Here is a 23,399-nt window from a genome sequence, read left to right as displayed (position 1 = left end):
GCGCCGTCGCCCCCCGGGCCCTCACGCGGGCGCGGCATACCCCCGCCCGCGGACCAGGTCGTGGACGAGGCGGGTGAAGGCGCGGGACGCGGCGCTCTCGTAGGCGTCGGTGCGGCGCAGCAGAGCGACGGTGCGGGTCGGGAGGGGCGGATCGAGGGGGACAGGAGTGAGGTGGGGGTGGTCGTGGGTGACGGCGTCGGGCAGGACGGTGGCCAGGGAGGTGCGCTGGACGATCTCGGTGAGCGCCTGGACCGAGTTGGCCTCGACCGTGATGGGGGGCGCGGCCCGGTACCGGGTGATATAGGCGTCGATATGCGTGCGGGTGGCGAAGTCCCCGCTGAGCAGGGCGAGTTCCACGTCCCCGAGGGCATCGGCCGGTAGCGGTCCGGTGGGCGCGCCCGGCCGCCGGTCGCCGGTCACGAGGGTAAGGGTCTCCTCGAAGAGCGCGGTGGCGGTGACGCCGGGGTGGTGGTCGCCCGTGAAGGCGATGCCGAGGTCGAGGACGTCGTCGAGGAGGGCCGCCTCGACGCGGTCCTGGGTCGCCTCGGTCAGGGAGAGCGTGACGCCGGGGTGGCGTGCGCGGAGTTCGGCGGCGAGCGGGCCGACGAGGTACGCGGTGAAGGTGGGCGTGACTCCCAGGCGCAGATGACCGCGCGAGAGGTCGGTGACGTCGTGGACGGCGCGCTCGCCCGCGGCGAGGTCCCGCAGGGCGCTCCGGGCGTGGGCGAGGTAGACGGCGCCGCTGTCGGTGGGCCGGACGGTGCGGCCGGTCCGGTCCAGCAACTGCACCCCGAGGGTCCGCTCCAGTTGCCTGATCTGCTGGGAGAGCGTGGGCTGGGAGATGTGCAGCTCCTCGGCGGCACGGGTGAAGTTGCCGTGCTCGGCCACGGCGAGCAGATACCGGAGATGACGCAGTTCGAGAGCGGCCATGCCCTCGACTATAGATGGCATCGATAAGGATCAGGCGCAACAGCTCTTGGACACTATAGGAGCTGGTCATGCAGGGTGGGTCCATCAGCCCGCAAGGGGCCGATCACCACCCGAGAGGAGTGACCGTGCGGAACCTCGCCGCCGGCGTCGCCCGGTTCCAGGAGGACGTGTTCCCGGCGAAGGAGGAGCTCTTCGCCCGGCTGGCCGCGCACCACGCCCCGCACACGCTGTTCATCGGCTGCTCCGACGCCCGTGTCGTGCCCGAGCTGATCACCGGAGCGGAGCCCGGCGAGCTGTTCGTCGTCCGGACCGCCGGAAACCTGGTGCCCGCGTACACGCCGGGCGCCGACGGGGTCGCCGCCGGCATCGAGTACGCCGTCGGCGTGCTGGGCGTCCGGGACGTCGTCGTCTGCGGCCACTCCGCGTGCGGGGCGATGACCGCGCTGGCCGAGGACCACGATCTGAGCGGCGCCCCCGCGGTCGCCGGCTGGCTGCGGCTCGCGGACGCCTCGGTGGCGCGGACCGGCGCCCGCGGCGACGTCCCCGCCCTGGTGCGGCAGAACGTGCTCGCCCAGCTGGCCACCCTGGCCACCCATCCCTCGGTCGCCCGCGCCCTGGCGGAGCGGCGGCTCGCCCTGCACGGCTGGGTCTACGACATCGCCACCGGCCGGGTCGAGGACCTCACCCCGGCCCCGGCCTCCGCCACCCCGGCCGCCTGAGCGGCCGCCCCCGTACTCCGCTCCGCGCACCCCCTCCGCGCGGAGCGGCCCACCCCCCACCGGAAGGAACCACCGATCATGGTGCACGCACAGTTCACGCCCACCGCCCGTGAGGCCCTGGCCGACCGCGCCGTCGAGGCCAAGATCCGCAAGGACCTGTCGTGGAAGCGCATCGCGGAGGCCGCCGGCCTGTCGACGGCCTTCACCACCGCCGCCGTCCTCGGCCAGCACGCCCTCCCGGCCGCGTCCGCGAAGGCCGTGGCCGAGCTCCTGGAGCTGGGCGACGACGCGGCTCTCCTGCTCACGACGATCCCGACCCGCGGTTCGATCCCGGACCGCGTCCCGACCGACCCGACGATCTACCGCTTCTACGAGATGCTCCAGGTCTACGGCACCACCCTCAAGGCCCTGGTCCACGAGGAGTTCGGCGACGGCATCATCTCCGCGATCAACTTCCGCCTCGACGTGAAGAAGGTCGCGGACCCCGAGGGCGGCGAGCGCGCGGTCATCACGCTGGACGGCAAGTACCTGCCGACGAAGCCCTTCTGACGGATACCGGCATCCGGCCGCCGCCCCTCCCGCCCGGGGAGGGGCGGCGGCTGCGCCGCTACGCGGAGGGGCTGTCGGTACGGGGCGACGGGGCCTTCTCCGCCGCCGGTGCCGGGACGGTCCCGGACGCCGGCCGGTCCCCGCGCCACGGAAGGAGCGGCGCGCTCGCCAGGCACAGCAGACCCGCGAGGAGCAGGGTGCCGCGCACGCCCGCCGCGGTGGCGATCAGACCGCCGGCGATCATGAAGACGGCCTGGCAGGCCTTGGAACCGACCGACCAGGACGTGCCGACGCGGGACATGTACGCGTCGGGGGTGGCGGCCATGCGGTACGTGGTGAACGAGGGGCCGAACACCCCCGCGCAGAGCAGCAGTCCGAAGTCGACCGTCACGATATAGGCCACGCCGAGGGCGCCGGAGGGCGTCAGGGGCAGCAGGACCGTCCAGAGCGTGCGCGCGGCACCGGACAGCAGCAGGACCCGGCGCGCCCCGAAGCGCCGGGTGAGCGGCGGGGCCAGGCGGGAGCCCAGCACCCCGCCCAGACACGGCAGCCCCAGGGCGAGTCCGTAGCCCCACGGTGCCAGGCCGAGGTCGTCCAGCATGAGGACGGCCATCAGCGGGGACGACATCATGACGGCGCCCCCGAAGACGAGGGCGTTGAGGAACAGCGGTCGCAGCCCGGGGTGGCCCAGGAGGAACCGCCAGCCCGCGGCGATGTCGCGGCCCGTACGGGAGGCTGCCGGGCGCTGCGCCGGGGCGGGTTCGGGTTCCCGGATGCGGCCGATACCGAGGGCCGATCCGAGGAAGGACAGCGCGTCCGCCACCAGCGTCGCGGCCGCGCCCAGGACCCCGATCAGCAGTCCGCCGAGGGGCGGTCCGGCGCTGACGGTGATCCAGTTGGTCGTCTCGAACAGGCTGTTGGCACGCAGCCTGTGCTCGGGCCGGACGAGCGCCTTCAGATGCGCCCCGCCCGCAGCGTCGAAGGCCACGGACGCCGCCGTCTGGAGGATGCCGACCGCGCAGAGCTGGGTGAACGTGAGCGCGTCGAAGGCCATGGCGAGCGGAACGGTCGCCAGCACCGCGCAGCGGACCAGATCGGCGGTGATCATGACCGGCCGCTTGCGCCGGTACTCGACGCGCACCCCGAGCGGGAGGGCGATCACCCCGCTGGCCAGCGCGGACAGGGCGGCGAGCGCGGAGACCTCGACGGGCGAGGAGTCCAGCACGAGCAGGGCGATCAGCGGCAGCGCGCCCATGCCGATCGCGCTGCCCGCCGCGCTGACGGCGTACGCGGTCCACAGCCGCCGGAAGTCCCGCCCGAGTGCTCCGTGCCGGACCAATCGAACCTCCTGGGCGAGCGGGAAAGCCGTCAGCGTACTCGGCGTTCCGCGGGCGCCCGGCCGCCGTCGTCGTCCGGGTGGCGGCCTCCACGACTCGAAAGATTTCGAATGATTGACCGCAACAATCGGAGGGGCTAGCCTGCCGCGTGGTCCGGCGGGCGCACGGACGAGATACGCGTCCGCGTCGGCGGACGCTGTGCGATTCCTTCCGTTCTCCCACTCCGCAAGGGAACACTCCATGAGCCGAAGATCGTCGCTCGTCAGCCTGATCACCGCCGTGGCGCTGGGCGCCTGTCTCGTCGCCGTTCCGCCGGCCCTCGGGGCCGGGGGCGGGGCGGAGGGGACGGAGGGGGATCCCGGCCCGGGGGCGCGGAACGCGCACTGGGTCGGGGCCTGGACCTCGATGCCGCAGCTGACGGAGCCGTCCAACATGCCGCCGGCCCCGTTCACGGGGGACGGCGCGGTGCTGACGGACGCCACGCTGCGGCAGACCGTGCACGTCTCGGCGGGCGGCGACCACATCCGGCTTCGGTTCTCGAACGCGTTCGGGGGCGCGGTGCTGCCGATCACCCGGGTATCGGTGGCGCTGCCGCGGGACGGGCGGGCCGGCACCGACGCGATCCGGCCGGGGTCCTCGCGGCCGGTGACCTTCCGGGGCGCCTCGTCGGTGGAGGTGCCGACGGGGGCTCAGGTGGTGTCCGATCCACTGGACTTCGCGCTCGAAGCGGGCTCCGAGCTGACCGCGACGGTCTATCTGGCCGCCGGTCAGGCGTCCACCGCGATCACCTCGCACCCCGGTTCGCGGACGACCTCCTACCTCCGCGCGGGAAACCATGTGACGGACGCGGCGCTCCCCGGGGCGGTCCCGACCGACCACTGGTACTTCCTCAGCGGGGTGGAGGTCTGGGCCCGGGACACCCTCTCGGCGACGGCGGTGCTGGGCGACTCCCTCACCGACGGGCGGGGCTCCACCACCAACGGCAACGACCGCTGGCCGGATGTCCTCCAGCGGCGGCTGGCCGGCGGCCCGGCGCGCACCTCGGTGCTCAACCAGGCGGCGGGCGGCAACCGGCTGCTCCAGGACGGCCTCGGCCCGAACGGGCTGGCCCGGCTGGACCGCGACGTCCTGGCGCAGAGCGGCGTCGACCGGCTGATCGTGTTCGAGGGCGTCAACGACATCGGCACGGCGGACGCCACCGGCCCGGCGCAGGAGCGGGTGGCGAACGACGTGATCGGCGCGTACGACCAGATCGTCACCCGTGCCCATGCCCTGGGCATCCGGGTCTACGGGGCCACGCTGACGCCGTTCGGCGGGAACACCGGCTACGACGATCCCGATGGCCACCGCGAGCGGGCCCGGCAGACCGTCAACCGCTGGATCCGGACCTCGGGGCGGTTCGACGCCGTGCTCGACTTCGACCGGACCGTCCGGGACCCGGCCGCCCCCCGGGCGCTGCGGGCGGAGCTGGACACCGGGGACCATCTGCATCTGAACCCGGCGGGCTACCGCGCGCTGGCCGGCGCCGTACCGGAGCGGCTGTTCCTCCCGTCCGCCCGTCCGGCGGGCTTCGGCTACCGCTAGGGCGTGCCTTCCGGCCCCGCCCAGGCCGTCCCGGCGGCCGTTCCGGTGCAGGTCCCGGGCCTCTTTGCCGGAACGGCAACAGAACTGGCGGCGGTCACGGGGCGTGGACAGGATCGGTGCCGAGCGGGCCCCGGGCCGACCGGGGGCCCGGCCGGATGCCTTGGAGGAGCCATGCCGCAGCAGTCCGTCCCCGCCCCCGTCCACCGCACCGTGCCCGGCCCGGCCGGGCGGATCCATCTGGTGGAGCAGGGCAGCGGCCCCCTGGTGCTGCTGGTGCACGGCTTCCCCGAGTCCTGGTACTCCTGGCGCCGCCAACTGCCCGCGCTGGCGGCCGCCGGATACCGCGCGGTGGCCCTGGACGTCCGCGGCTACGGGCGCTCCTCGCGGCCGGCGGGCGTGTCGGCGTACCGGATGACCGAACTGGCCGAGGACAACGTCTCGGTGGTGGAGGCCCTCGGCGAGCGGAGCGCGGTCCTCGTCGGCCACGACTGGGGGGCGACGATCGCGGCGAACTCGGCGCTCCTGCGGCCGGACGTCTTCCGCGCGGTCGCCCTGCTGAGCGTTCCGTACGCGCCGCGCGGCGGCCCCCGGCCCGGCGAGGTCTTCGCCGGGATGGGCGGGGAGGAGGAGTTCTACGTCGCGCGCTTCCAGGAGCCGGGCCGGGCCGAGGCGGAGATCGAACCCGATGTGCGCGGCTGGCTCGCCGGTTTCTACGCCGCGTTCTCCGCCGACACGATGCCCGGCCCCGACGCACCGGATCCGCACTTCGCCGCCCGCGCCGGCACCCTGCGCGAACGCTTCCCCGCCGGGCGCCCCGACTGGCTGAGCGAGGACGATCTCGACGTCTACGCGGGCGAGTTCGAGCGGACGGGCCTGACCGGCGCGCTCAACCGCTACCGGAACATGGACCGCGACTGGGAGGACCTGGCCGCCTTCGACGGGGCGCCCGTCACCCAGCCGTCGCTGTTCGTCGGCGGCACCCGCGACGCCTCCACGACCTGGCTGTCCGACGCCATCGCCGCGTATCCGGCGACACTCCCGGGCCTGGTCGGCTCGCATCTCCTGGAGGGCTGCGGCCACTGGATCCAGCAGGAGCGGCCCGAGGAGGTCAACCGGATCCTGCTCAACTGGCTTGCTTCGGCCCCGGTCCGAACCAGCCAGTCCGCCCGTACGGGCGGTTGATCCCATCCGCCCCACGCACATCTCAACTGTTCATAACTGAGCAGGTATTCGTGGCGATCATACATTTTCGGTCACCCATGGCTTCCCTCCCCCGCATACTGGGAGTTCACTGGTCGTGACGAGTGGTGACGCGGCCGCCGTGCACGTCAGGCGGCCCGCCGCCCCGGGCCCCCGCGGGGCCCGGCTCGACGACCCGGCCCTGCGGAGGAAAGAGGACAGCGATGACAGGCGCACCTCCCACGACGCCTCCCCGACGGGATCCGGCCGTCCGGCCCTGCCCTCGTGCCCGAAGAACGCCCGGGGCCCCCCACCGCGACGGCCCGCCCCCCGGGCGCTGATCCGCGCCCCGGCTCCGGCCGTCGCCCCCGGCGTCCCTCCACTCCGCACCGATCCCTCGGGTGCGCGGTTCTTCCGCGCGCCCGTTCCCTGTTCCCATCTCCGACGAGGTGCACCATGAGTAAGCTCATGCTTCCCGCATTCCATATGCCGTTCGACAGCGCGGGATGCCATCCCGGAATCCAGCAGACCAAACGGGCCGCCTGGGAATGGGCGGCCGCCGGCGATCTCGTGCTTTCCCCGGTGGCCCGGAAGAAGATGATCCGGACCCGGCCGGAACTCTGGATCTCGCTGATCTTCCCCGAGGCCTCGCAGAAGCATCTCGACCTCTTCTGCCAGTGGTTGTTCTGGGCCTTCCTCGTCGACGACGAGTTCGACGACGGCCCGGCGGGCCGCGATCCCCGCCTCTGCGAGGGCGCCATCACCCGCCTGGTGGACGTGCTGGACGGCCTGCGGGAACCCGAAGGCCCCATGGAGAACGCCCTGGCCCAGCTCCTGGCCCGCACCTGCACGGGACGGCCCCCGCACTGGCTGCGGCAGTTCCGCCGCGACACGGCCGCCTGGCTGTGGACGTACTACGCGGAGGCCGTCGACCGGGCCGCCGGCCATGTGCCCGGAACCGCCGACTTCGTACGCCACCGACGGGACTCGGTGGCCATGCAGCCGTTCCTCGACCTGCACGAGATCACCGCCGGAATCGATCTGCCGGAATCCGTCCGGAGCCTTCCCGCCTACATCGCCTTACGCAATGCGGTGGCCGACCACTCGGGCCTCTGCAACGACATCTGCTCGTTCGAGAAGGAGGCCCTGCTCGGCTACGAGCACAACACCGTCCGGCTCATCCAGCGCGACCGGGGCTGCACGCTCCAGGAGGCCGTCGACGAGGCCGGTCTGCTGCTCGGGCGGATCGCCGACCGGGTGCAGCGGGCCGAGAAGGAGCTCGTCGAGGAGATCGAGGCGGCCAGCATCCAGGGACAGCCGCGCATCGCCCTGGAACGCTGTGTCCGCGACTACCGGGGCCTCGTCCGCGGCGACTTCGACTACCACGCGCGCGCAGAGCGCTACACCCGCCCGGAGCTGACCGAGACCGACGCGCAGGACTCCCTGTCGCGCAACTTCGCGGCCTGAGCGGCGCCCCGCGCGGAATATCCCCGTCCGGCGGCACGATTTCCGGACATTTCAGCGCCGTACGCTCCCGGCTCTCCGGCCGCTCCCCAGGCGGCCGGAAAGCCGCGTTACCTGAATCAGGCCCTCCCCCGGCTCACGACCGACCGGCCGCCGCCCCGTGCGACGCCTCCCCGCATGGCCCCCCGCACCGGGCCGTGCTCTGCTGGAAGACACGCCCGACGTCCGCACGAGGGCGGGAGCCGTCCCATGGCCACCACACCGTTCCCGATGTCCGGCCCCGCACCGGACGACGACACCCGGCCGGCACCCCCGGTCCGCACCGCGTACGGCACCGTCCGCGGCACCCGCGAGCGCGGGGTGCACGTCTTCCGCGGCATCCCGTACGCGGCCGCCCCCGTCGGCCCGCACCGCTTCCGGGCCCCGGCCCCGCCCGAACGCTGGGACGGGGTGCGCGAGGCCGTGGCCTTCGGGCCGACCGCGCCCAAGCGGCCGTACGCCCCGCCGCTGGACCGGCTGCTGCCCGATCCGGAGGTGCCCGGCGACGGCTGTCTCAACCTCAATGTGTGGACGCCCGCGCCCGGTTCCGCCCGGCTGCCCGTCCTCGTCTGGATCCACGGCGGGGCGCTGCTGCACGGCTCCTCCGCCGTACCGCTCTACGACGGCGCCGCCTTCGCGCGGGACGGCGTGGTCTGCGTGAGCCTCAACTACCGCCTCGGCACGGAGGGCTTCGGACTGTTCCCGGACGCGCCCGCCAACCGGGGGCTGCTGGACCAGATCGCCGCGCTCGGCTGGGTCCGGGAGAACATCGCCGCGTTCGGCGGCGATCCGGACCGGGTGACCGTCTGCGGGGAGTCGGCCGGGGCGATCTGCATCGGCGCGCTGCTCTCCGCGCCCCGCGCCGCGGGGCTCTTCCGGCGGGCCGTGCTGCAGAGCGGCGCGCCCACCGCGCTGCCGCCGGACGCGGCCCGCCGGACGTCCGCGCTCGTCGCCCGACGCCTCGGGGTGCCCCTCACGGCGCGCGCCCTCGCGGCCGTGGACCCCGCCGCGCTGCTCGCCGCGCAGACCGAGGTGACCGCCGGGGGCTCCCCGTTGACCGGCGGGAACTCCTTCCAGCTCGTGGTCGACGGCGAGCTGCTGCCCCGCGACCCGCTCGCGGCGCTCAGGGACGGGGCGTCGTCCGGCGTCGATCTGCTGCTGGGGTCCACCACCGAGGAGTACCGCCTCTGGTTCGTGCCCACCGGGCTGACCGAACGGTTCTCCCGGACCCGGCTGCGGCTCGCGCTGTGGCGGTTCCGGGTGCCGGCCGCCACCGCCCGCACGTACCGGGCGAACCGCCCCGGAGCCACCCCCGGCGAGCTGCTCGGCGCCCTCGCCACGGACCTGCTGCTGCGCGTCCCGCTCAATCTGCTGGCCGACGCGCGGACCGGGGCGGCCGGCTCCACCCGGCTCTACGAATTCGGCTGGCCCTCCCCCGTCCAGGGGCTCGGCGCCTGCCACGGACTGGAGATCGGCTTCGTCTTCGACAATCTGGCCGGGCCCGACGCGGTGGCCCTGGCCGGGCCGGACGCCCCCCGGAAGCTGGCCGCCGCGATGCACACGGCCTGGGTCCGGTTCGCGGAGAGCGGGGACCCCGGGTGGCCGGCCTGGGACGGGAGCCGGCCGGTGATGCGCTTCGGGCCCGGCGCCCCGGCCCTGGTGCACGCCCCGCGCGACGACGAACTGCGCGGCTGGGCCCCGTACCGCTGAAGGCCGCCCGGCGCTCAGCGGGTGGCGATCCAGTGCGGATCGGGCACGACCGTCAGCACCGCCGACACCAGCACGACCGCCCCGAGGGCGGCCCCCTCGCGCAGGGCCGCGCGCCGGGCCCCCTCCGGACCGCCGTCCCGGGCCAGCCTTCGGCGCGCCGCCAGGGCCAGCACGCTGACCACGGCCATCAGCGCGAGCTTGGCCAGCAGGGTCCTGCCGTACGCGGAGGTGAACACCACCTCCGCGGGCAGCCGGCGCAGCGCGCTGCACGTACCGGTCACGGCGAGGGCGGCGTACGGCCAGACGGCCAGCCGGGCGTAGCGGCCGAGGAGGGCGCGGGCCGCGGCGGGGGCGGTGCGCCAGTGGCGCATGGTGCGGAGCACCTGGAGGAGTCCGCCCGCCCAGAGGGAGGCGGCGGTCAGATGGACGACGGTGAGGGCGGCGCCGACGAGCGGGGTGTACGCCTCGGGGTGGGCGCGCAGCGCCTCGGCGCCGACGGCCAGGGCCAGCGGTGCGGCGGCGAGCGCGGGCCGGCGGCTCGCCGCACAGCAGGCCGCGAGGGCGAAGCCGTTGGCGACGAGGAGCAGGAGCCCGCCCTCGCGGGTGCCGTAGGTCTCGACGAGGCCGAGGCCGCTGATCCGGGCCAGGCGCACGATCTGCCCGGCCGCCGCGAGCGCGCCGACGGCCGAGGCGGCGACGGCCCAGGAGGGCGGGAGGGTGCGGGGCCGGCCGGGTACGGAGCGGACGAGCGGGCCGAGCGCGAGGGCGCCGATGTGCACGGCGAGCGCCGCGAACAGGGCGGTCCGGAGCAGGACGGCGGTTCCGGCGCCGGGTATCCGCAGTTCACCGGTGCCTCGGCCGACGGCATCGGTGCCGAGCAGGGCCGCCGCCACGGCGCAGAGCGCGGCCCCCGCGACGACGAGCGCGGCCGTTCTCGGCCGCCGGCGCCCGGTCGCGGGCGCACGGGTCGGGATCATCGCCCGCTCCCCTTCCGACTGACGAGCCTGTGAAGACTCCGACTGGCAACCATGCGAAGGCCGGTCCCTGTCCATGGGATCCTCGGACGTTCACCCGGAAGAAGGCATTGCGGGACGCGCGAACGTTTCTGCGTCGCGGTGCGGGCGACCCCCGGGTTAGGTTCACCGACTGTCACCTCACCGACCGTCACCCCACCGACTGTCCTTCGGGTCCGCATCACCCCCGGCGGGCCCGTCGCTGCGAGGAGAGGCCCCCATGACCCACACGCCGGCCCCCACGGCCGCCCCCGTGCCCGCCCCGCTCCCCGAGCCGTGCGGCAGGGTGTACCGCCGCGACGGACGCACGGTGGTGGCCCTGCGCGACGAGATCGACCTCGCGACCGCCGCGCTCATCGGACCGGCCCTGGACGGGGCCACGGCACAGAACGCACCGGACCTGGTGGTGGATCTGTCGGAGGTGAGCTTCCTCGACTGCTCGGGGCTCAGCCTGCTGTGCCGGGCCCGCAGACGGGCGCTGGACCGTGATGGACGGTTCTCGCTGGTGTGCGACTGCCCGAGGATCCTCCGGCTGCTCCGGGCCGGGCGGCTGCACGATCTGTTCCGTCCGGTGGCCACTCCGGACGAGGTCTTCCGGGGGCCCGGGACCGCGGCGGCGGCCGGGACCTGAGCGGCGGCCCCCGGTGCGGCCGGGGGCCCCGGGCCTCCCGGACGCCGGTGGGTCCGGCCCGGAGGTCAGGCCTTGTTCTGCGCGGCCCAGAACTCCTCGAAGGTGAGAAGGCCGTCCCCGTTGGCGTCGTGCGAGTTGATCACGGCCTGGGCGACCGGCTCGGTGACGTAGGGGTCACCCAGCTGAGCCATGACGCTCTTGTACTCGGCGGCCGAGATCAGCCCGTCGCCGTTCAGGTCGTACCGCTCGAATGCCTTGCGCGCCGACTCGATGTCCGCCACGTTCCACCCCTTCGTATGACTGTCTGACGACGGTCAGATTATCGGGCGCCCCGGATGGCCCGTGCGGGGGCCGGTCCTCGATCATGGGTGGTCCGTCCGCCGTCCGGCGGCGGTCACCGAGCGGGGGAGCACGGAACGATGGACACGGCGGCGCTGGGGCGGGTCCTGGAGGCGGCGGCTCGGGGGCACTTCCCCGCGGCGGACGGCGGCACGACCGTCGTGCCGCAGCCGAACGGCCGGGACGCCGGGGTGCTGGCCCTGACCGCGCATTCGGTGGTCTTCCTCGACGAGGACCCGGCGTGGGTGCGCGCCACGCTGGCCGCGACCCCCGGGGACGCGCTGGCCGCGACGATGAACCCGGCGTTCCTGACCGCCCTGGCGGCCCGGACCGGCCGGCACATGAACACCATCGACCTGCTGACGGCCGCCGCCGCGCTGCCCGGCGGGCCGGAGGTGGAGCTGCGCGAGATCCGCGATCCCGAACACCCGCGGGTGGCACGGGCGATGAAGTACCGCGACGAGGTACGGGTGTGGGGCACCGAGGGCGGGGTGCTGATCCTCGGCCGCGGTGTCGCCGGGCGCTGGGAGACCGCCGTCGAGGTGGCCGAGGAGGCGCGCGGCCGGGGGCTGGGCGTCCGGCTGGCGCGCGCGGCCCGGCAGTTGGTTCCGGACGCGGTGGTGTGGGCGCAGCAGTCGCCGGGGAACGCCCGCAGTGTGCGGACGTTCCAGGCGGCGGGGTTCAGGCCGGTGGGTTCGGAGGCGCTGCTGGTCGCGGGCTGACCGGTGGCCCGGCCCCGTGCGGGCCGGGCCACCGGTCGGGCCGGATCGGGTCATGGCAGTCCGGGTCAGCGGAAGACGCCGGTGTGGCCGAGCGAGTAGCGGCCGGGCTGCGGGTAGACCGCGAGGCCGTGCGGTCCGCTGCCGACCGGGATGCGGGCCAGCTGCTTGCCGCTGGTGGTGTCGATCGCGTACACCTCGGCGTTGTAGCGTCCCGACAGCCACAGGACCTTGCCGTCGGCGGAGACTCCGCCCATGTCGGGGCTGCCGCCGTTCGGCAGGTGCCACTTCTTCGTCAGCTTCTTCCGGGCGAAGTCGAAGACGGAGACCGAGCCCTCGCCCCGGTTGGAGATGTACATCTCCTGGGCGTCGCGGCTGACGTAGAGGCCGTGGCAGCCCTTGCCGGTGTGCAGCAGTTTCGGGGTGGTGAACTTCTTCCCGTCCAGCACCCAGACGCCGTCGGCCATCATGTCCGCGATGTAGAAGGTGCCGCCGTCGGGCGAGAGCTTCACGTCCTGGGGCATGGCCCCCTGGAAGGGCAGTTTCTGCTGCCCGACGACCTCCATCTTCTCGGTGTCGACCTTCAGCAGGTCGCCGGAGAACTCGCAGGAGACGATGAAGTACCGGCCGTCGGCGGAGAAGTCGGCGTGGTTGACGCCCGCGCAGCTCACCGGCAGCGCCTTGGCGGTCTTCATGGTGTGCGCGTCGCGGAAGACGAGCTGGCGGTCCATGGAGGCCATGACGACGGCGTACTTCCCGTTCGGGGTGAAGTACAGGTTGTACGGGTCGGACACGTCGACCGTCTTTCCGGCCTTGCCGGTGGCGGGGTCGATCGGGGTGAGGCTGTCGCCGAGGTCGTTGTTGACCCAGAGCGTCTTCAGGTCCCAGGAGGGCACGACGTGCTGGGGCTGGCGGCCGACCGGGATGGTCTCTACGACCTTGTAGGTGGCGGGGTCGATGACCGTCACGGTGTTGGAGTTGGTGTTGGGCACGTAGACGCGGGAGGGGAAGTCCCGGACGACGGGCGACAGCTTGCCCGGGGCGTCGGCCGCGTAGATGTTGTGGGGGTCGAGCACCGGCGGCATGCCGGGCAGTCCGGGTGGCGCGGCCGGGGTGACGGGTTCACGACGGGCGGGGGCGGCGGCCTCCGTGGACGTGGAGTGCGCGGCCCGGTCGGGGGAGGTTCCGCAGGCGGTGAGCGCGGCGAGGAGGACCCCGCCGAGCAGGGCGGCGGTACGGGTCGTGGTGGGAGGCATCAGGTCAGCAGCTCCGTGGTCGTCACCGCGCGCAGTCCGCGGCGGTCGAGTTCGGCGAGGAGATTGGGCAGCGCGGCGACCGTGTCCGCGTAGCCGAAGTGCAGGCTCACCACCGACCCGTTGCGGATCTGCCCGGTCACCGTGCGGGTGACGGCCGCGGCGCCGGGCGAGGTGAAGTCGAGGGAGTCCACGTCGTACGAGAGGACGTGCGGGTATCCGGCACGGGCGGCGAGCCGCCGGACGAGCGGGGTGGCGTCCTGGGCCCGGGAGGGCCGGAACCAGGTGCCGATGGAGCCGGTGAGCCGGCGCAGCCGCCGGGCGCAGTCGGTGATCTCGGCGTACGCCCGGGTCTCGTCGAGCGCGGAGATGTCGATGTGGTGCTGGGTGTGGTTGCCGAGGTCGTGGCCGCCGTCGAGGACGCGGCGGGCCAGGGCGGGGTGGGCGTCGAGCCAGCTGCCGACGGCGAGGACGGTGACGCGGGCGCCGGCGCGTTCGGCCTCGGCCAGCACGGCCTCGGCGACGGCGGGGTCGCCCTGGCCGTGGAAGGTGAGGGCGACCCGGGCACGGTCGCGGGGGCCGTGGTCGATCTGCGCGGGCTGTCCGGGGAAGCGCCGGGGCGCGGGGGCGGGGGCGTGCGCACCGGTGCCGGGGGACGGCCGGGCCGCCTCCGGGGCGGCGGGGGACGCCACCGCGCGGTCGGCCGGGGCAGGGCCGGCGCAGCCGGAGGCGAGTGCCGTGACCAGGGCGGCTCCGGCACCCGCGCGCAGGGCCTCGCGGCGGCGCAGCGGTCCGTCGGGGACGTTCATACGCGGAACAGTAGAACCGCTTTGCCGGAAATCTCACTATTGGTCCGGTGGCGCCGTGGAGCCCACACGGATGCGCGCGTCCACCCTGCGGACGATCAATGAATCACTCGGGAGAATCCCGGTATGTTCAATGGTTTGCAGGCGAGTGACCCAACACACCTGCGATTCATTGCAGAAATGTCCGGTTCTTTACCTAAATGGGAGCGTTGCGGCTTTGGCGAAGGAGTCATCCGTCTGCCATAGTCGGTGACACGACCCCCTTGACCCGGGCCAGGTCGTCACCAAGCGGCCGTGAACACACCCCCACTTCACGGTCCCCCACACAGAAGCCCCCGCAGGCGCCGCACCACGGCCGTCCGGGGGCTTCTGTGCACCCGGGCGCGCCCGGCTCAGCGGTCGGAGATCCGCATCTCGAACCAGGTGGTCTTGCCGCGCGGCAGCAGATCCACCCCCCACCGGTCGGAGAGCTTGTCGACCAGAAACAGACCGCGTCCGCTGATATCCATCGCCTGGACCGGCATCAGACAGGGAAGACCGCGCGACGGGTCGCGCACCTCGATCCGGATCCAGCCCCGGCGGCGCATCATCCGTAAGCCGAAGACCCGGGCGCCCGTGTGCCGCACGGCGTTCCCGACGAGTTCGGAGACCAGCAGGACGGCATGCTCGGCGATCTGCGGGGAGAGTCCCCACTGCCGCAGCACCACGCACGAGGTGATCCGCCGGGCCGTGGCCGCGGACTCCGGACGGGACGGCAGCCGGACCTCCGCCTCCGTCGGATTTCCGAACAACTCCAGCGCTTTGAACGCCTGTTCGTCCTCGACGGCCGGCTTCATCCGTGCCGCCGTCGCGCTGCCGCGCGGTCGCGGCTGCTCCACACCCTCCAGGCCCGCCATGCACACCATCATGGCGGCACGCGGAGGCCCCGGGGGCCGTTCCGGAGGAATCCCTGACCCGGAATCAGGGATTCCGGTGTGGGCTTCAGGCATATGCCAGCGGCAGAATGCACCCCTTCGGAGCGTCCCTGAACTGCGAAAACGCCAGGCCCGACGGGCCTGGCGACGGCGGACGGAAGGCTGAGCCTTAAGGTTGCCTTAAGGCTCAGCTAATCCGCCCACACGGATGAACGCCGCCGGATCCGTTCCCCACGCGCGTTCGGCCGGGGGCGTCCGACAGGGCCCCGGGGGTCAGAGGAACTCGGCCTTGCCCGGACCGTCCTCCACGAAGCTGCGCATGCCGCGCTCGCGGTCCTCGGTGGCGAACAGCCCGGCGAACCAGGTGCGCTCGATCGTCAGCCCCGTGTCGATGTCCGTCTCCAGGCCCGCGTCCACCGACTCCTTGGCGGCGCGGAGCGCGAGGGCGGGCCCCTTCGCCAGCTTGGCGGCCCAGGCGTGCGCCTGCTCGTACACCTCGGCGGCGGGCACCACCCGGTCCACCAGCCCCATGGACAGCGCCTCGTCGGCCTTCACATGTCGGCCCGTGAAGATCAGGTCCTTGGCCTTGGCGGGGCCCACCAGCCGGGCGAGCCGCTGGGTGCCGCCCGCGCCGGGGATCAGCCCGAGGAGGATCTCCGGCTGGCCGAGGCGGGCGTTGTCCCCGGCGATCCGGAAGTCGGCGCACAGGGCGAGTTCGCAGCCGCCGCCCAGCGCGTAGCCGGTGACGGCCGCGACCACGGGCTTGGGGATGCGGGCCACCGCGGTGAAGGAGTCCTGGAGCGCCTTGGACCGGGCGACCATCGCCGGATGGTCCATCCGCTGCATCTCCTTGATGTCCGCGCCGGCCGCGAACACCTTCTCGCCGCCGTAGAGCACCACGGCCCGCACGTCGTCGCGCCGGGTGGCCTCCTCGGCCAGTTCGCGCAGCCGGTCCTGGGTGGCGACGTCCAGGGCGTTCATGGGCGGCCGGTCCAGCCGGATGGTGCCGACGCCGCCGCTTGCTTCGAGGGTTACGGTCATGCCCCGCAGGTTAACCGGCGCTCACATGAACGGGCCCGGTGCCGTTGGTCACAGCACCGGGCCCGTCCCCGTTCGGTACGGAACGACTACGCGGTCCACTCCGACCAGGCCATGTTCCAGCCGTTGAGGCCGTTGTCCGGCTGGATCGTCTTGTCGTGGGAGTTCTTGACGACCACGACGTCACCGATGAGGGAGTGGTCGAAGAACCACGCCGCCGGGGTGCTCGGGTCGCCGGCGCCGCGGCTGTCCTGGAGGCCCACGCAGCCGTGGCTGGTGTTGGTGGAGCCGAAGATGCCGGATCCGCCCCAGTAGTTGCCGTGGATGAAGGTGCCCGAGGTGGACAGGCGCATCGCGTGCGGCACGTCCTTGATGTCGTACTCACCGCCGAAGCCGACGGTGTCCCCGTTCATCCGGGTCACCTTCAGCTTCTCGCTGATGACCATCTGGCCGTTGTACGTGGTGGTCGCCGGGGCGCCCGCCGAGATCGGGATGTCCTTGATCTGCTGCCCGTCGCGGACGACCTTCATCCGGTGCGTCTCGGCGTCGACGGTGCTGACCTGGCTGCGCCCGATCGTGAAGGAGACCGTCTTGGCCTGCTTGCCGTAGACCCCCGGCCGCCCCTCGACGCCGTCCAGGTTCAGCTTGACGGTCACCTTGGTGCCCGCGGCCCAGTACCGCTCGGGGCGGAAGTCCAGCCGGTCGTTGCCGAACCAGTGCCCCTGGATGTCGACGGCGGGCTCGGCCGTCACCTTGATGGCGTTCTCGACGGCCTCGGGGTCGGTGATGCCCCGGGTGAAGTGGATCGAGACCGGCATGCCGACGCCGACCGTCGAACCGTCCTCGGGCGTGTACTGCCCGATGAAGGTGTTCTGCGGGACCAGCGTGGTGAAGGTGGTGTCCTTCGCCGACTCACGGCCCTTGGCGTCCTTGGCGACCGCGTGCACCTTGTACTTGGTGGCGGCGGCCAGATGGTGGTCCGGCACCCAGCTCGCGCCGTCTGCCGCGATCTTCCCCTCGACCTCGGCCCCCTTCGGGTCCGAGACCTTGACCGTCGCGAGCTTCCCCTGCTCGGCGGAGATCTTCAGCGCCCCGTTCGTGGCGACGGAATCGGCCCCGTCCTTCGGCACGATGTTCACGACGGCCTGCGAGGCGGCCGTGTCGTCGGACCGCGCACCGGCCTTGCCGCCCTTGCCCGCGTCGCCGTCTCCCCCGCCGCACGCCGTCACCAGCATCAGCAACGCACCCAGCGCCAGAGCCGACAGTCCGGTGGCCCCACGCCCCCGTCGCCTGTTGCCCGCCCCGGCCGATGCCCCCGATATCGGCTGCCCGTTCAATGTGGTCGTCTCCCCTCACACGGCCCGGCCGTGCCAAGGTCATGGGAGCCCTCGGGCTCCTGCCCCCGCGCGCTGCACATGCGCGCTCAGCGAAAAGATAATCACACCGACAGTGGGCATTTCGCCTCGCGAATGTCACCGTTCCGTCCCAACTCACCCCGGGAGTTCACCTGGTCGCAGCGGTGCGGACGTCCCGGGCGGTGGATACGGCGACGGCGCGGCCGTGGTGGCCGCGCCGTCGTTGCGCTCCCGCGTACGCCCCCCGAGGGGATCAGAGCGCGGAACCCGCCTTCCATCGTGCCCAGTCCATGTTCCAGCCGCCCAGTCCGTTGTCCGGAGCGACCTTCTTGTCCGGTGAGTTGACGACCTCGACGACGTCCCCGACGAGGGTCCGGTCGAAGAACCAGCCGGCCGGGGTGTCACCGCCGCCGCCCCGGACGTCGCGCAGCCCGATGCAGCCGTGGCTGACGTTCTCCGAGCCGAAAATGTCGTCGTCGGACCAGTAGTTGCCGTGCAGGAAGGTCCCGGAGTCGGTGAGCCGGATGGCGTGCGGGACGTCCTTGATGTCGTACTCGCCGCCGAAACCGACGGTCCGCCCGTCCATCCGCGTCTCCTCGTGCATCTCGGAGACGACCATCCGCCCGTTGTACGTGGTGGTGGTCGGGGAGCCCGCGGTGACGGGGACCGTCGCGACGAGCCGCCCGTCGCGGCGCACCTCCATGGTGTGCGCGGCCGAGTCCACCCGGGAGATCTGCTCCCGGCCCACGGTGAACCGGACCGTCTTGCGCTGGCTGCCGAACACCCCCGGCGCCCCCTCCACATCGCGCAGCCCCACGTCCACGGTCACCTCCGTACCGGGCCGCCAGTACGCCTGCGGGCGGAAGTCCAGCCGGGTCTTCCCGAACCAGTGCCCCACCACCTCGACCGGCGGGTCGGAGCGCACCCGGATCGCCCGCTGCACGGCCGCCCGGCGGGTGACGGGGCTGCTGAACGCGAACGAGACGATCATCCCGGTGCCGACGGTCGAGCGGTTCTCCGGCTTGAAGTAGCCGATGAAGCGGTGCTCGGGGACCACCGTGGTGAACGTGGTGTGGCGCGCCGAGCGCCGGCCCCGGCCGTCCACCGCCACCGCGTCGACGCTGTACTTGGCGGCCAGCCCCAGCCGGCCTCCCGTCCCCTGCGGGGCCCAGGACCGCCCGTCCTCGGCGATGAGCCCGCGCACCTCCTGCCGCTGCGCGTCCTCGATCCGGGTCACCCGCACACTCTCCAGCCGCCCGTCGGGGACCGACACGGTCACGCGCCGGTCGGCCGCGACGTTCCGCGCCCCGTCCTCGGGCGTGACCCGGATGGTGCCGTCCGCCTGCCCGGACTTCCCGCCGATGAGCGTGCCCGTGCCCGAACAGCCGGTCAGCACGGCCAGCGCGGCCAGTACGGCGAGCAGCGCGGCGCGTGCCGGCCCGGTCGCCGGGCCCGTCCCTGCCTTCTTCGCTACGTGGTTCACGTCCCCCCAACGACGGGGGCGGCCGGAGGGAAACGTGAGTGCGGGGCCGCTCGTGGGCAGAAGAGAGGGGACGACGACACACGGGGAGCCGCGGCCGGGACGCCACGCGCCCCCTTTCCGGGGCCGGTCCCCACGAGCCGCGGGAGGCGTGCAGGTGTCGAGCGCAGCCGAGCAGGAGACGGCCCCGAGAACGGGGCCCGGGCCGGGCGCGGGCTCCCCCGTCCCCGTGTGGCCGGGGGCCCCGATGCCGCTGGGGGCCCGGTTCCGGGTGGGCCCCGACGGGGTCGCGGGCACCAACTTCGCCCTGTGGGCGGGAGGTGCGGAGGCGGTGGAGCTCTGTCTCTTCGACGAGGACGGCACGGAGATCCGCTGTCCGCTGACGGAGCTGACCCATGAGGTCTGGCACGGCTTCGTGCCCGGCGTCCGGCCCGGCCGGCGTTACGGCTACCGGGTGCACGGCCGCTGGGATCCGTGGACCGGCGCCCGGTGGAACGCGGCGAAGCTGCTCCTCGATCCGTACGCCCGAGCCGTGGACGGGGATTTCACCCTTCCGGCCGAGGTGTACGGCCATGTGAGGGACTGGCCCGAGCAGCAGGTCGCGGACACCGTGCGCGACGAGCGGGACTCCGCCCCGTACGTCCCCAAGGGGGTGGTCGTCCATGACGACGACGACTGGGCCGAGGACCGCCGGCCCAAGACGCCGTGGGCCGACTCCGTCATCTACGAACTGCATGTGCGCGGCTTCACCGCACGCCACCCGGAGATCCCCCCGGAGCTGCGCGGCACCTACGCCGGGCTCGCGCACCCGGCCGCGGTCGGCCATCTGCGACGCCTCGGGGTGACGGCGGTGGAGCTGCTGCCGGTGCACCAGTTCGCCCACGAGGACCATCTGCTGCGGCGGGGGCTGCGCAACTACTGGGGCTACAACTCGATCGGCTACTTCGCCCCGCACGCGGGCTACTCGGCCAGCGGCACGGCGGGCCAGCAGGTCGGGGAGTTCAAGCGGATGGTGCGGGCGCTGCACGACGCGGGAATCGAGGTGATCCTCGACGTCGTCTACAACCACACGGCCGAGGCGGGCGAGCTGGGCCCGATGCTGTCGCTGCGCGGCATCGACAACCGCGGCTACTACCGCCTCCAGGCCGACGCCCGCCGGTACGCGGACTACACGGGGTGCGGCAACACCCTGCACGTGGTGCAGCCGAACGTGCTGCGGCTGATCACCGACTCGCTGCGGTACTGGGTGACCGAGATGGGTGTGGACGGCTTCCGCTTCGATCTGGCGGCGGCACTGGCCCGCTCGATGCACGACGTGGACATGCTCTCCCCGTTCCTCGCGGTGATCGCCCAGGACCCGGTGCTGCGCCGGGTGAAGCTGATCGCCGAACCGTGGGACGTGGGCAACGGCGGCTACCAGGTCGGGGCGTTCCCCCCGCTGTGGACGGAGTGGAACGACCGCTACCGCGACGCCGTACGGGACTTCTGGCGCGGCGCGCTGCCGGACGTACGGGACCTCGGCTACCGGCTGACCGGGTCGAGCGATCTGTACGCGTGGGGCGGGCGCCGCCCGTACGCCTCGGTGAACTTCGTGACCGCGCACGACGGGTTCACCCTGCGCGATCTGGTGAGCTACGAGCAGAAGCACAACGAGGGGAACGGCGAGGGCAACCGGGACGGCACCTCGGACAACCGGTCGTGGAACTGCGGCACGGAGGGCGAGAGCGACGACGCCGGGATCAACGCGCTGCGCCGCCGGCAGCTGCGCAATCTGCTCACCACGCTGCTGCTGTCGACCGGGGTGCCGATGCTGGTCGCCGGGGACGAGATGGGGCGTACCCAGGGCGGCAACAACAACGCGTACTGCCAGGACAACGAGACCGGCTGGGTGGACTGGTCGCTGCTGGAGGACCCCCGGTGGCGGGAGCTGACGGAGCTCACGGCCCGGGTGCTGGAGCTGCGCCACCGCCATCCGGTGCTGCGCAGACGGGCCTTCTTCTCCGGCCGGGCGCAGGCCCCGGACGGGCTGCGGGACCTGGCGTGGTTCACCGCGCGCGGGACGGAGATGACGGAGGCCGACTGGTACGCGCCGACCGCGACGGTCGGGCTGTATCTGTCGGGGCGGGACATTCCGGGGCGGGACGCCCGGGGCGAGCAGGTGAGCGACGACAGCTTCCTGGCGGTGCTGCACGCCGGGGCGGAGCCGGTGGAGTTCCTGCTGCCGGGGCCGCCGTGGGCGCGGGCGTACGAACTCCTGCTGGACACCGCGCGGGAGGAGCAGTCCTCCGCACCGGGCACGGTCCACCGGGGCGGTGCGGAGCTGACGGTGCCGGCCCGTTCAGTGCTGCTGCTGCGGGTACGGGAGTGACGGGCGGGGCCGCCCGGGGGATCAGCCGAGGATGCCGCGTTCGTAGGCGACGGCGACGGCGGCAGCCCGGTCCTTGGCGCCCAGTTTGGCGAAGAGATGGGTGAGGTGGGTCTTCACGGTGGCCTCGCTGATGAACAGTTCGGCGGCGATCTCCCGGTTGGAGGTCCCCTTGGCGACCAGGGCGAGCACCTCGCGTTCGCGGGCGGACAGCTTCTCGTGGCCGGGCGCGGCGGGGGCGCGGACGGCGGAGACCAGCCGGGAGGCGACGGCCGGTGAGAGCACGGTCCGGCCGTCGGCGGCGGCGCGTACGGCGGTGAACAGCTCCTCGCGCGGGGCGTCCTTGAGCAGATAGCCGGTGGCGCCGGCCTCGATGGCGGCGAGGGTGTCGGAGTCGGTGTCGTACGTGGTGAGGACGAGGACCTTGGAGCGGGCCCGGCGGCGGGTCAGCTCGGTGATGGCCGCGACGCCGTCGCCGCCGGGCATCCGCAGGTCCATCAGGACGACGTCGGGGTCGAGCCGGGCGGTCATCTCGACGCCCTCGACCCCGTCGGCTGCCTCGCCGAGCACCCGGAACTCCGCGGCCGCGGCGAACATCCCGCGCAGTCCGTCCCGTACGACGGGGTGGTCGTCGACGACGATCAGGGTGATGACGCGCGCGGGTTCCCGGTCCATGGGACGCCACGGTACGGGACGGGTCAGTGGTGCGGCACCAGCGGTACGCGGGCGCAGACGGCGGTGCCGAGCCCCGGTCCGGTCTCGACCTCGACCGTGCCCGCGATGCGTTCGGCGCGGGCCCGCATGCCGCCGAGGCCGAAGCCGCCGGTGCTCCGGCGGGCGGGCAGGGCGTGCGGGTCGAAGCCCCGGCCGTCGTCGCGCACGTCGAGGGAGACCTCGTCGTCCATGTAGGAGAGGGTGACGCCGGCGCGGGTGGCGCGGGCGTGCCGCGCCGCGTTGGCGAGGGCCTCCTCGGCGATGCGCAGCAGGGTGGCGCCGACCTCGTCGTGGAGGGGTTCCGCGGTGCCGGTGACGGTGAAGTCGGCGCGCACGCCGGTCCGTTCCGACCAGCCGAGGACGGTCTTCTCCAGTGCGCCCGGCAGGTCGTCGTGTTCCAGCGCGGACGGGAGGAGGTTCTGTACGGAGCGACGGGCCTCGCCCAGGCTGTGGCGGGCCAGGCCGGCGGCGCGGCGCAGGTGTTCGCGGGCGAGTGCGGGATCGCTGTCCTGGGTGGAGGTGGCGGCCTGGAGCTGGGCGATGATGCCGGTGAGCCCCTGGGCGATGGTGTCGTGGATCTCGGCGGCGAGCCTGCCGCGTTCGTCGGCGACACCGGCCTCGCGGGCCTGGACGAGGAGCTGGGCGTGGAGTCCGGCGTTCTCGGCCAGGGCCTGTTCGAGGCGGGCGTTGGCGGACTCCAGGGCGGTGATGGTGTCGGTCTGGGTCCTGGCCTGTTCGGCCTCCCGGTTGCCGATCTGGGCGAAGACCATGGTGAGGGTGGCGTGGACGGCCAGCACGATGCCGAAGACGACCCAGTTCATCAGGGTGGCGGGCGGCAGACCGCTGCCGGACTGCGCGCCTGCCATGATGACCGCGGTGGCCAGCAGTCCGGCCCGCATGGTCCGGGGCCCCAGCACCCGGCCGGCGTCGAAGTAGCCGAGCACGGCGTAGATGGAGAAGAAGGGGTTGCACCAGCTGAGGGCGAAGGCCAGCAGGGTGCGGACGGTGAAGTAGGCGGGGGCCGCCCAGCCGGGGGCCTTCGGGACCCGGTCCTGGTAGCGGGTCCACGCGAGGTGGAGGGCGAGCACCGCCGGGACGAGCACCAGGGCGGCCCGTACGCCCGCGTCGGTCATGACGAGCCCCCGGGTGACGGCCGCGACGGCCGTGGAGAGGGCGAGCAGGCCGTAGGGCCCGTAGCGGAAGAAGCGGTCCCACCACTGCTCGGCCGTCGTCGTCGCACTGCTCATCGGATCCCCCTCGT

21 protein-coding genes are annotated in these 23,399 nt (G+C 73.3%); 9 read left to right on the top strand and 12 right to left on the bottom strand.

Annotated elements, in window-relative coordinates:
* Window positions 1-21 precede the first annotated feature (21 nt).
* Complete coding sequence (gene cynR / locus ACFVDM_RS09660; protein WP_383635299.1) at window positions 22-930, bottom strand: transcriptional regulator CynR; 909 nt, start codon at window positions 928-930, stop codon at window positions 22-24.
* A gap of 125 nt (window positions 931-1,055) precedes the next feature.
* On the opposite strand from cynR, the gene ACFVDM_RS09655 reads away from it, so the two are divergent.
* Together ACFVDM_RS09655 and cynS are read left to right on the top strand one after the other, a co-directional pair.
* On the top strand, window positions 1,056-1,649 hold the full coding sequence (locus tag ACFVDM_RS09655) for a carbonic anhydrase (RefSeq protein ID WP_383635296.1): 594 nt from the start codon (window positions 1,056-1,058) through the stop codon (window positions 1,647-1,649).
* A gap of 78 nt (window positions 1,650-1,727) precedes the next feature.
* Window positions 1,728-2,198: a cyanase gene (cynS, locus tag ACFVDM_RS09650; RefSeq protein WP_383635293.1), complete on the top strand. Its 471-nt coding sequence runs from the start codon at window positions 1,728-1,730 to the stop codon at window positions 2,196-2,198.
* 58 nt (window positions 2,199-2,256) lie between these two features.
* On the opposite strand, the gene ACFVDM_RS09645 is transcribed toward cynS, so the two are convergent.
* Complete coding sequence (locus ACFVDM_RS09645; RefSeq protein ID WP_383635290.1) at window positions 2,257-3,537, bottom strand: MFS transporter; 1,281 nt, start codon at window positions 3,535-3,537, stop codon at window positions 2,257-2,259.
* 238 nt (window positions 3,538-3,775) lie between these two features.
* Here ACFVDM_RS09645 and ACFVDM_RS09640 point away from each other — a divergent pair, with 238 nt between their 5' ends.
* The 4 genes from ACFVDM_RS09640 (at window position 3,776) to ACFVDM_RS09625 (ending at window position 9,511) form a co-directional block, all read left to right on the top strand.
* Window positions 3,776-5,119, top strand: coding sequence for an SGNH/GDSL hydrolase family protein (locus tag ACFVDM_RS09640; RefSeq protein ID WP_383635287.1), 1,344 nt, complete (start codon window positions 3,776-3,778; stop codon window positions 5,117-5,119).
* A 171-nt stretch (window positions 5,120-5,290) separates the two neighbouring features.
* On the top strand, window positions 5,291-6,301 hold the full coding sequence (locus ACFVDM_RS09635) for an alpha/beta fold hydrolase (RefSeq protein ID WP_383635284.1): 1,011 nt from the start codon (window positions 5,291-5,293) through the stop codon (window positions 6,299-6,301).
* Between the two features lie 483 nt (window positions 6,302-6,784).
* Window positions 6,785-7,765, top strand: a complete 981-nt coding sequence (locus ACFVDM_RS09630; RefSeq protein WP_383635471.1) for a terpene synthase family protein — start codon at window positions 6,785-6,787, stop codon at window positions 7,763-7,765.
* Window positions 7,766-8,032: 267 nt separating this feature from the next.
* Window positions 8,033-9,511, top strand: a complete 1,479-nt coding sequence (locus tag ACFVDM_RS09625; RefSeq protein WP_383635468.1) for a carboxylesterase/lipase family protein — start codon at window positions 8,033-8,035, stop codon at window positions 9,509-9,511.
* 14 nt (window positions 9,512-9,525) lie between these two features.
* Here the strand turns inward: ACFVDM_RS09625 and ACFVDM_RS09620 are convergent, their stop codons facing one another.
* A complete protein-coding gene (locus ACFVDM_RS09620) occupies window positions 9,526-10,488 on the bottom strand; it encodes a CopD family protein (protein WP_383635281.1) in 963 nt (320 codons plus the stop codon).
* 256 nt (window positions 10,489-10,744) lie between these two features.
* On the opposite strand from ACFVDM_RS09620, the gene ACFVDM_RS09615 reads away from it, so the two are divergent.
* Window positions 10,745-11,155 carry an STAS domain-containing protein gene (locus ACFVDM_RS09615; RefSeq protein WP_383635278.1) on the top strand — a complete coding sequence of 137 codons (411 nt, stop codon included), beginning with the start codon at window positions 10,745-10,747 and terminating at the stop codon, window positions 11,153-11,155.
* 65 nt (window positions 11,156-11,220) lie between these two features.
* On the opposite strand, the gene ACFVDM_RS09610 is transcribed toward ACFVDM_RS09615, so the two are convergent.
* Window positions 11,221-11,436: an EF-hand domain-containing protein gene (locus ACFVDM_RS09610; protein ID WP_383635275.1), complete on the bottom strand. Its 216-nt coding sequence runs from the start codon at window positions 11,434-11,436 to the stop codon at window positions 11,221-11,223.
* 138 nt (window positions 11,437-11,574) lie between these two features.
* On the opposite strand from ACFVDM_RS09610, the gene ACFVDM_RS09605 reads away from it, so the two are divergent.
* A complete protein-coding gene (locus tag ACFVDM_RS09605) occupies window positions 11,575-12,216 on the top strand; it encodes a GNAT family N-acetyltransferase (RefSeq protein WP_383635272.1) in 642 nt (213 codons plus the stop codon).
* Between the two features lie 65 nt (window positions 12,217-12,281).
* Here the strand turns inward: ACFVDM_RS09605 and ACFVDM_RS09600 are convergent, their stop codons facing one another.
* The 6 genes from ACFVDM_RS09600 to ACFVDM_RS09575 form a co-directional block, all read right to left on the bottom strand.
* Window positions 12,282-13,469: a hypothetical protein gene (locus ACFVDM_RS09600; RefSeq protein ID WP_383635269.1), complete on the bottom strand. Its 1,188-nt coding sequence runs from the start codon at window positions 13,467-13,469 to the stop codon at window positions 12,282-12,284.
* Window positions 13,469-14,275 carry a polysaccharide deacetylase family protein gene (locus ACFVDM_RS09595; RefSeq protein WP_383635267.1) on the bottom strand — a complete coding sequence of 269 codons (807 nt, stop codon included), beginning with the start codon at window positions 14,273-14,275 and terminating at the stop codon, window positions 13,469-13,471. The genes ACFVDM_RS09600 and ACFVDM_RS09595 overlap by 1 nt, the downstream gene beginning before the upstream one ends.
* 389 nt (window positions 14,276-14,664) lie before the next feature.
* Window positions 14,665-15,180 (bottom strand): ATP-binding protein, encoded by a 516-nt coding sequence (locus tag ACFVDM_RS09590; RefSeq protein WP_383635264.1) that lies wholly within the window; start codon window positions 15,178-15,180, stop codon window positions 14,665-14,667.
* A 279-nt stretch (window positions 15,181-15,459) separates the two neighbouring features.
* Window positions 15,460-16,227 (bottom strand): enoyl-CoA hydratase/isomerase family protein, encoded by a 768-nt coding sequence (locus ACFVDM_RS09585; protein WP_383635261.1) that lies wholly within the window; start codon window positions 16,225-16,227, stop codon window positions 15,460-15,462.
* Between the two features lie 86 nt (window positions 16,228-16,313).
* Entirely contained in the window at window positions 16,314-17,561 is a 1,248-nt protein-coding gene (locus ACFVDM_RS09580) for an Ig-like domain-containing protein (protein WP_383635258.1), read from the bottom strand.
* A gap of 271 nt (window positions 17,562-17,832) precedes the next feature.
* Window positions 17,833-19,062: an Ig-like domain-containing protein gene (locus ACFVDM_RS09575; protein ID WP_383635255.1), complete on the bottom strand. Its 1,230-nt coding sequence runs from the start codon at window positions 19,060-19,062 to the stop codon at window positions 17,833-17,835.
* 154 nt (window positions 19,063-19,216) lie between these two features.
* On the opposite strand from ACFVDM_RS09575, the gene glgX reads away from it, so the two are divergent.
* Window positions 19,217-21,427, top strand: a complete 2,211-nt coding sequence (glgX, locus tag ACFVDM_RS09570) for a glycogen debranching protein GlgX (protein WP_383635253.1) — start codon at window positions 19,217-19,219, stop codon at window positions 21,425-21,427.
* A gap of 21 nt (window positions 21,428-21,448) precedes the next feature.
* On the opposite strand, the gene ACFVDM_RS09565 is transcribed toward glgX, so the two are convergent.
* Together ACFVDM_RS09565 and ACFVDM_RS09560 are read right to left on the bottom strand one after the other, a co-directional pair.
* Window positions 21,449-22,099, bottom strand: coding sequence for a response regulator (locus ACFVDM_RS09565; protein ID WP_383635249.1), 651 nt, complete (start codon window positions 22,097-22,099; stop codon window positions 21,449-21,451).
* 23 nt (window positions 22,100-22,122) lie between these two features.
* Window positions 22,123-23,385 (bottom strand): sensor histidine kinase, encoded by a 1,263-nt coding sequence (locus ACFVDM_RS09560; RefSeq protein WP_383635246.1) that lies wholly within the window; start codon window positions 23,383-23,385, stop codon window positions 22,123-22,125.
* Between the last annotated feature and the right edge of the window lie 14 nt (window positions 23,386-23,399).

It is taken from the genome of Streptomyces sp. NPDC057682 (assembly GCF_042799575.1).
GTDB lineage: Bacteria > Actinomycetota > Actinomycetes > Streptomycetales > Streptomycetaceae > Streptomyces.
This window is presented reverse-complemented; position numbering and strand designations above follow the sequence as displayed.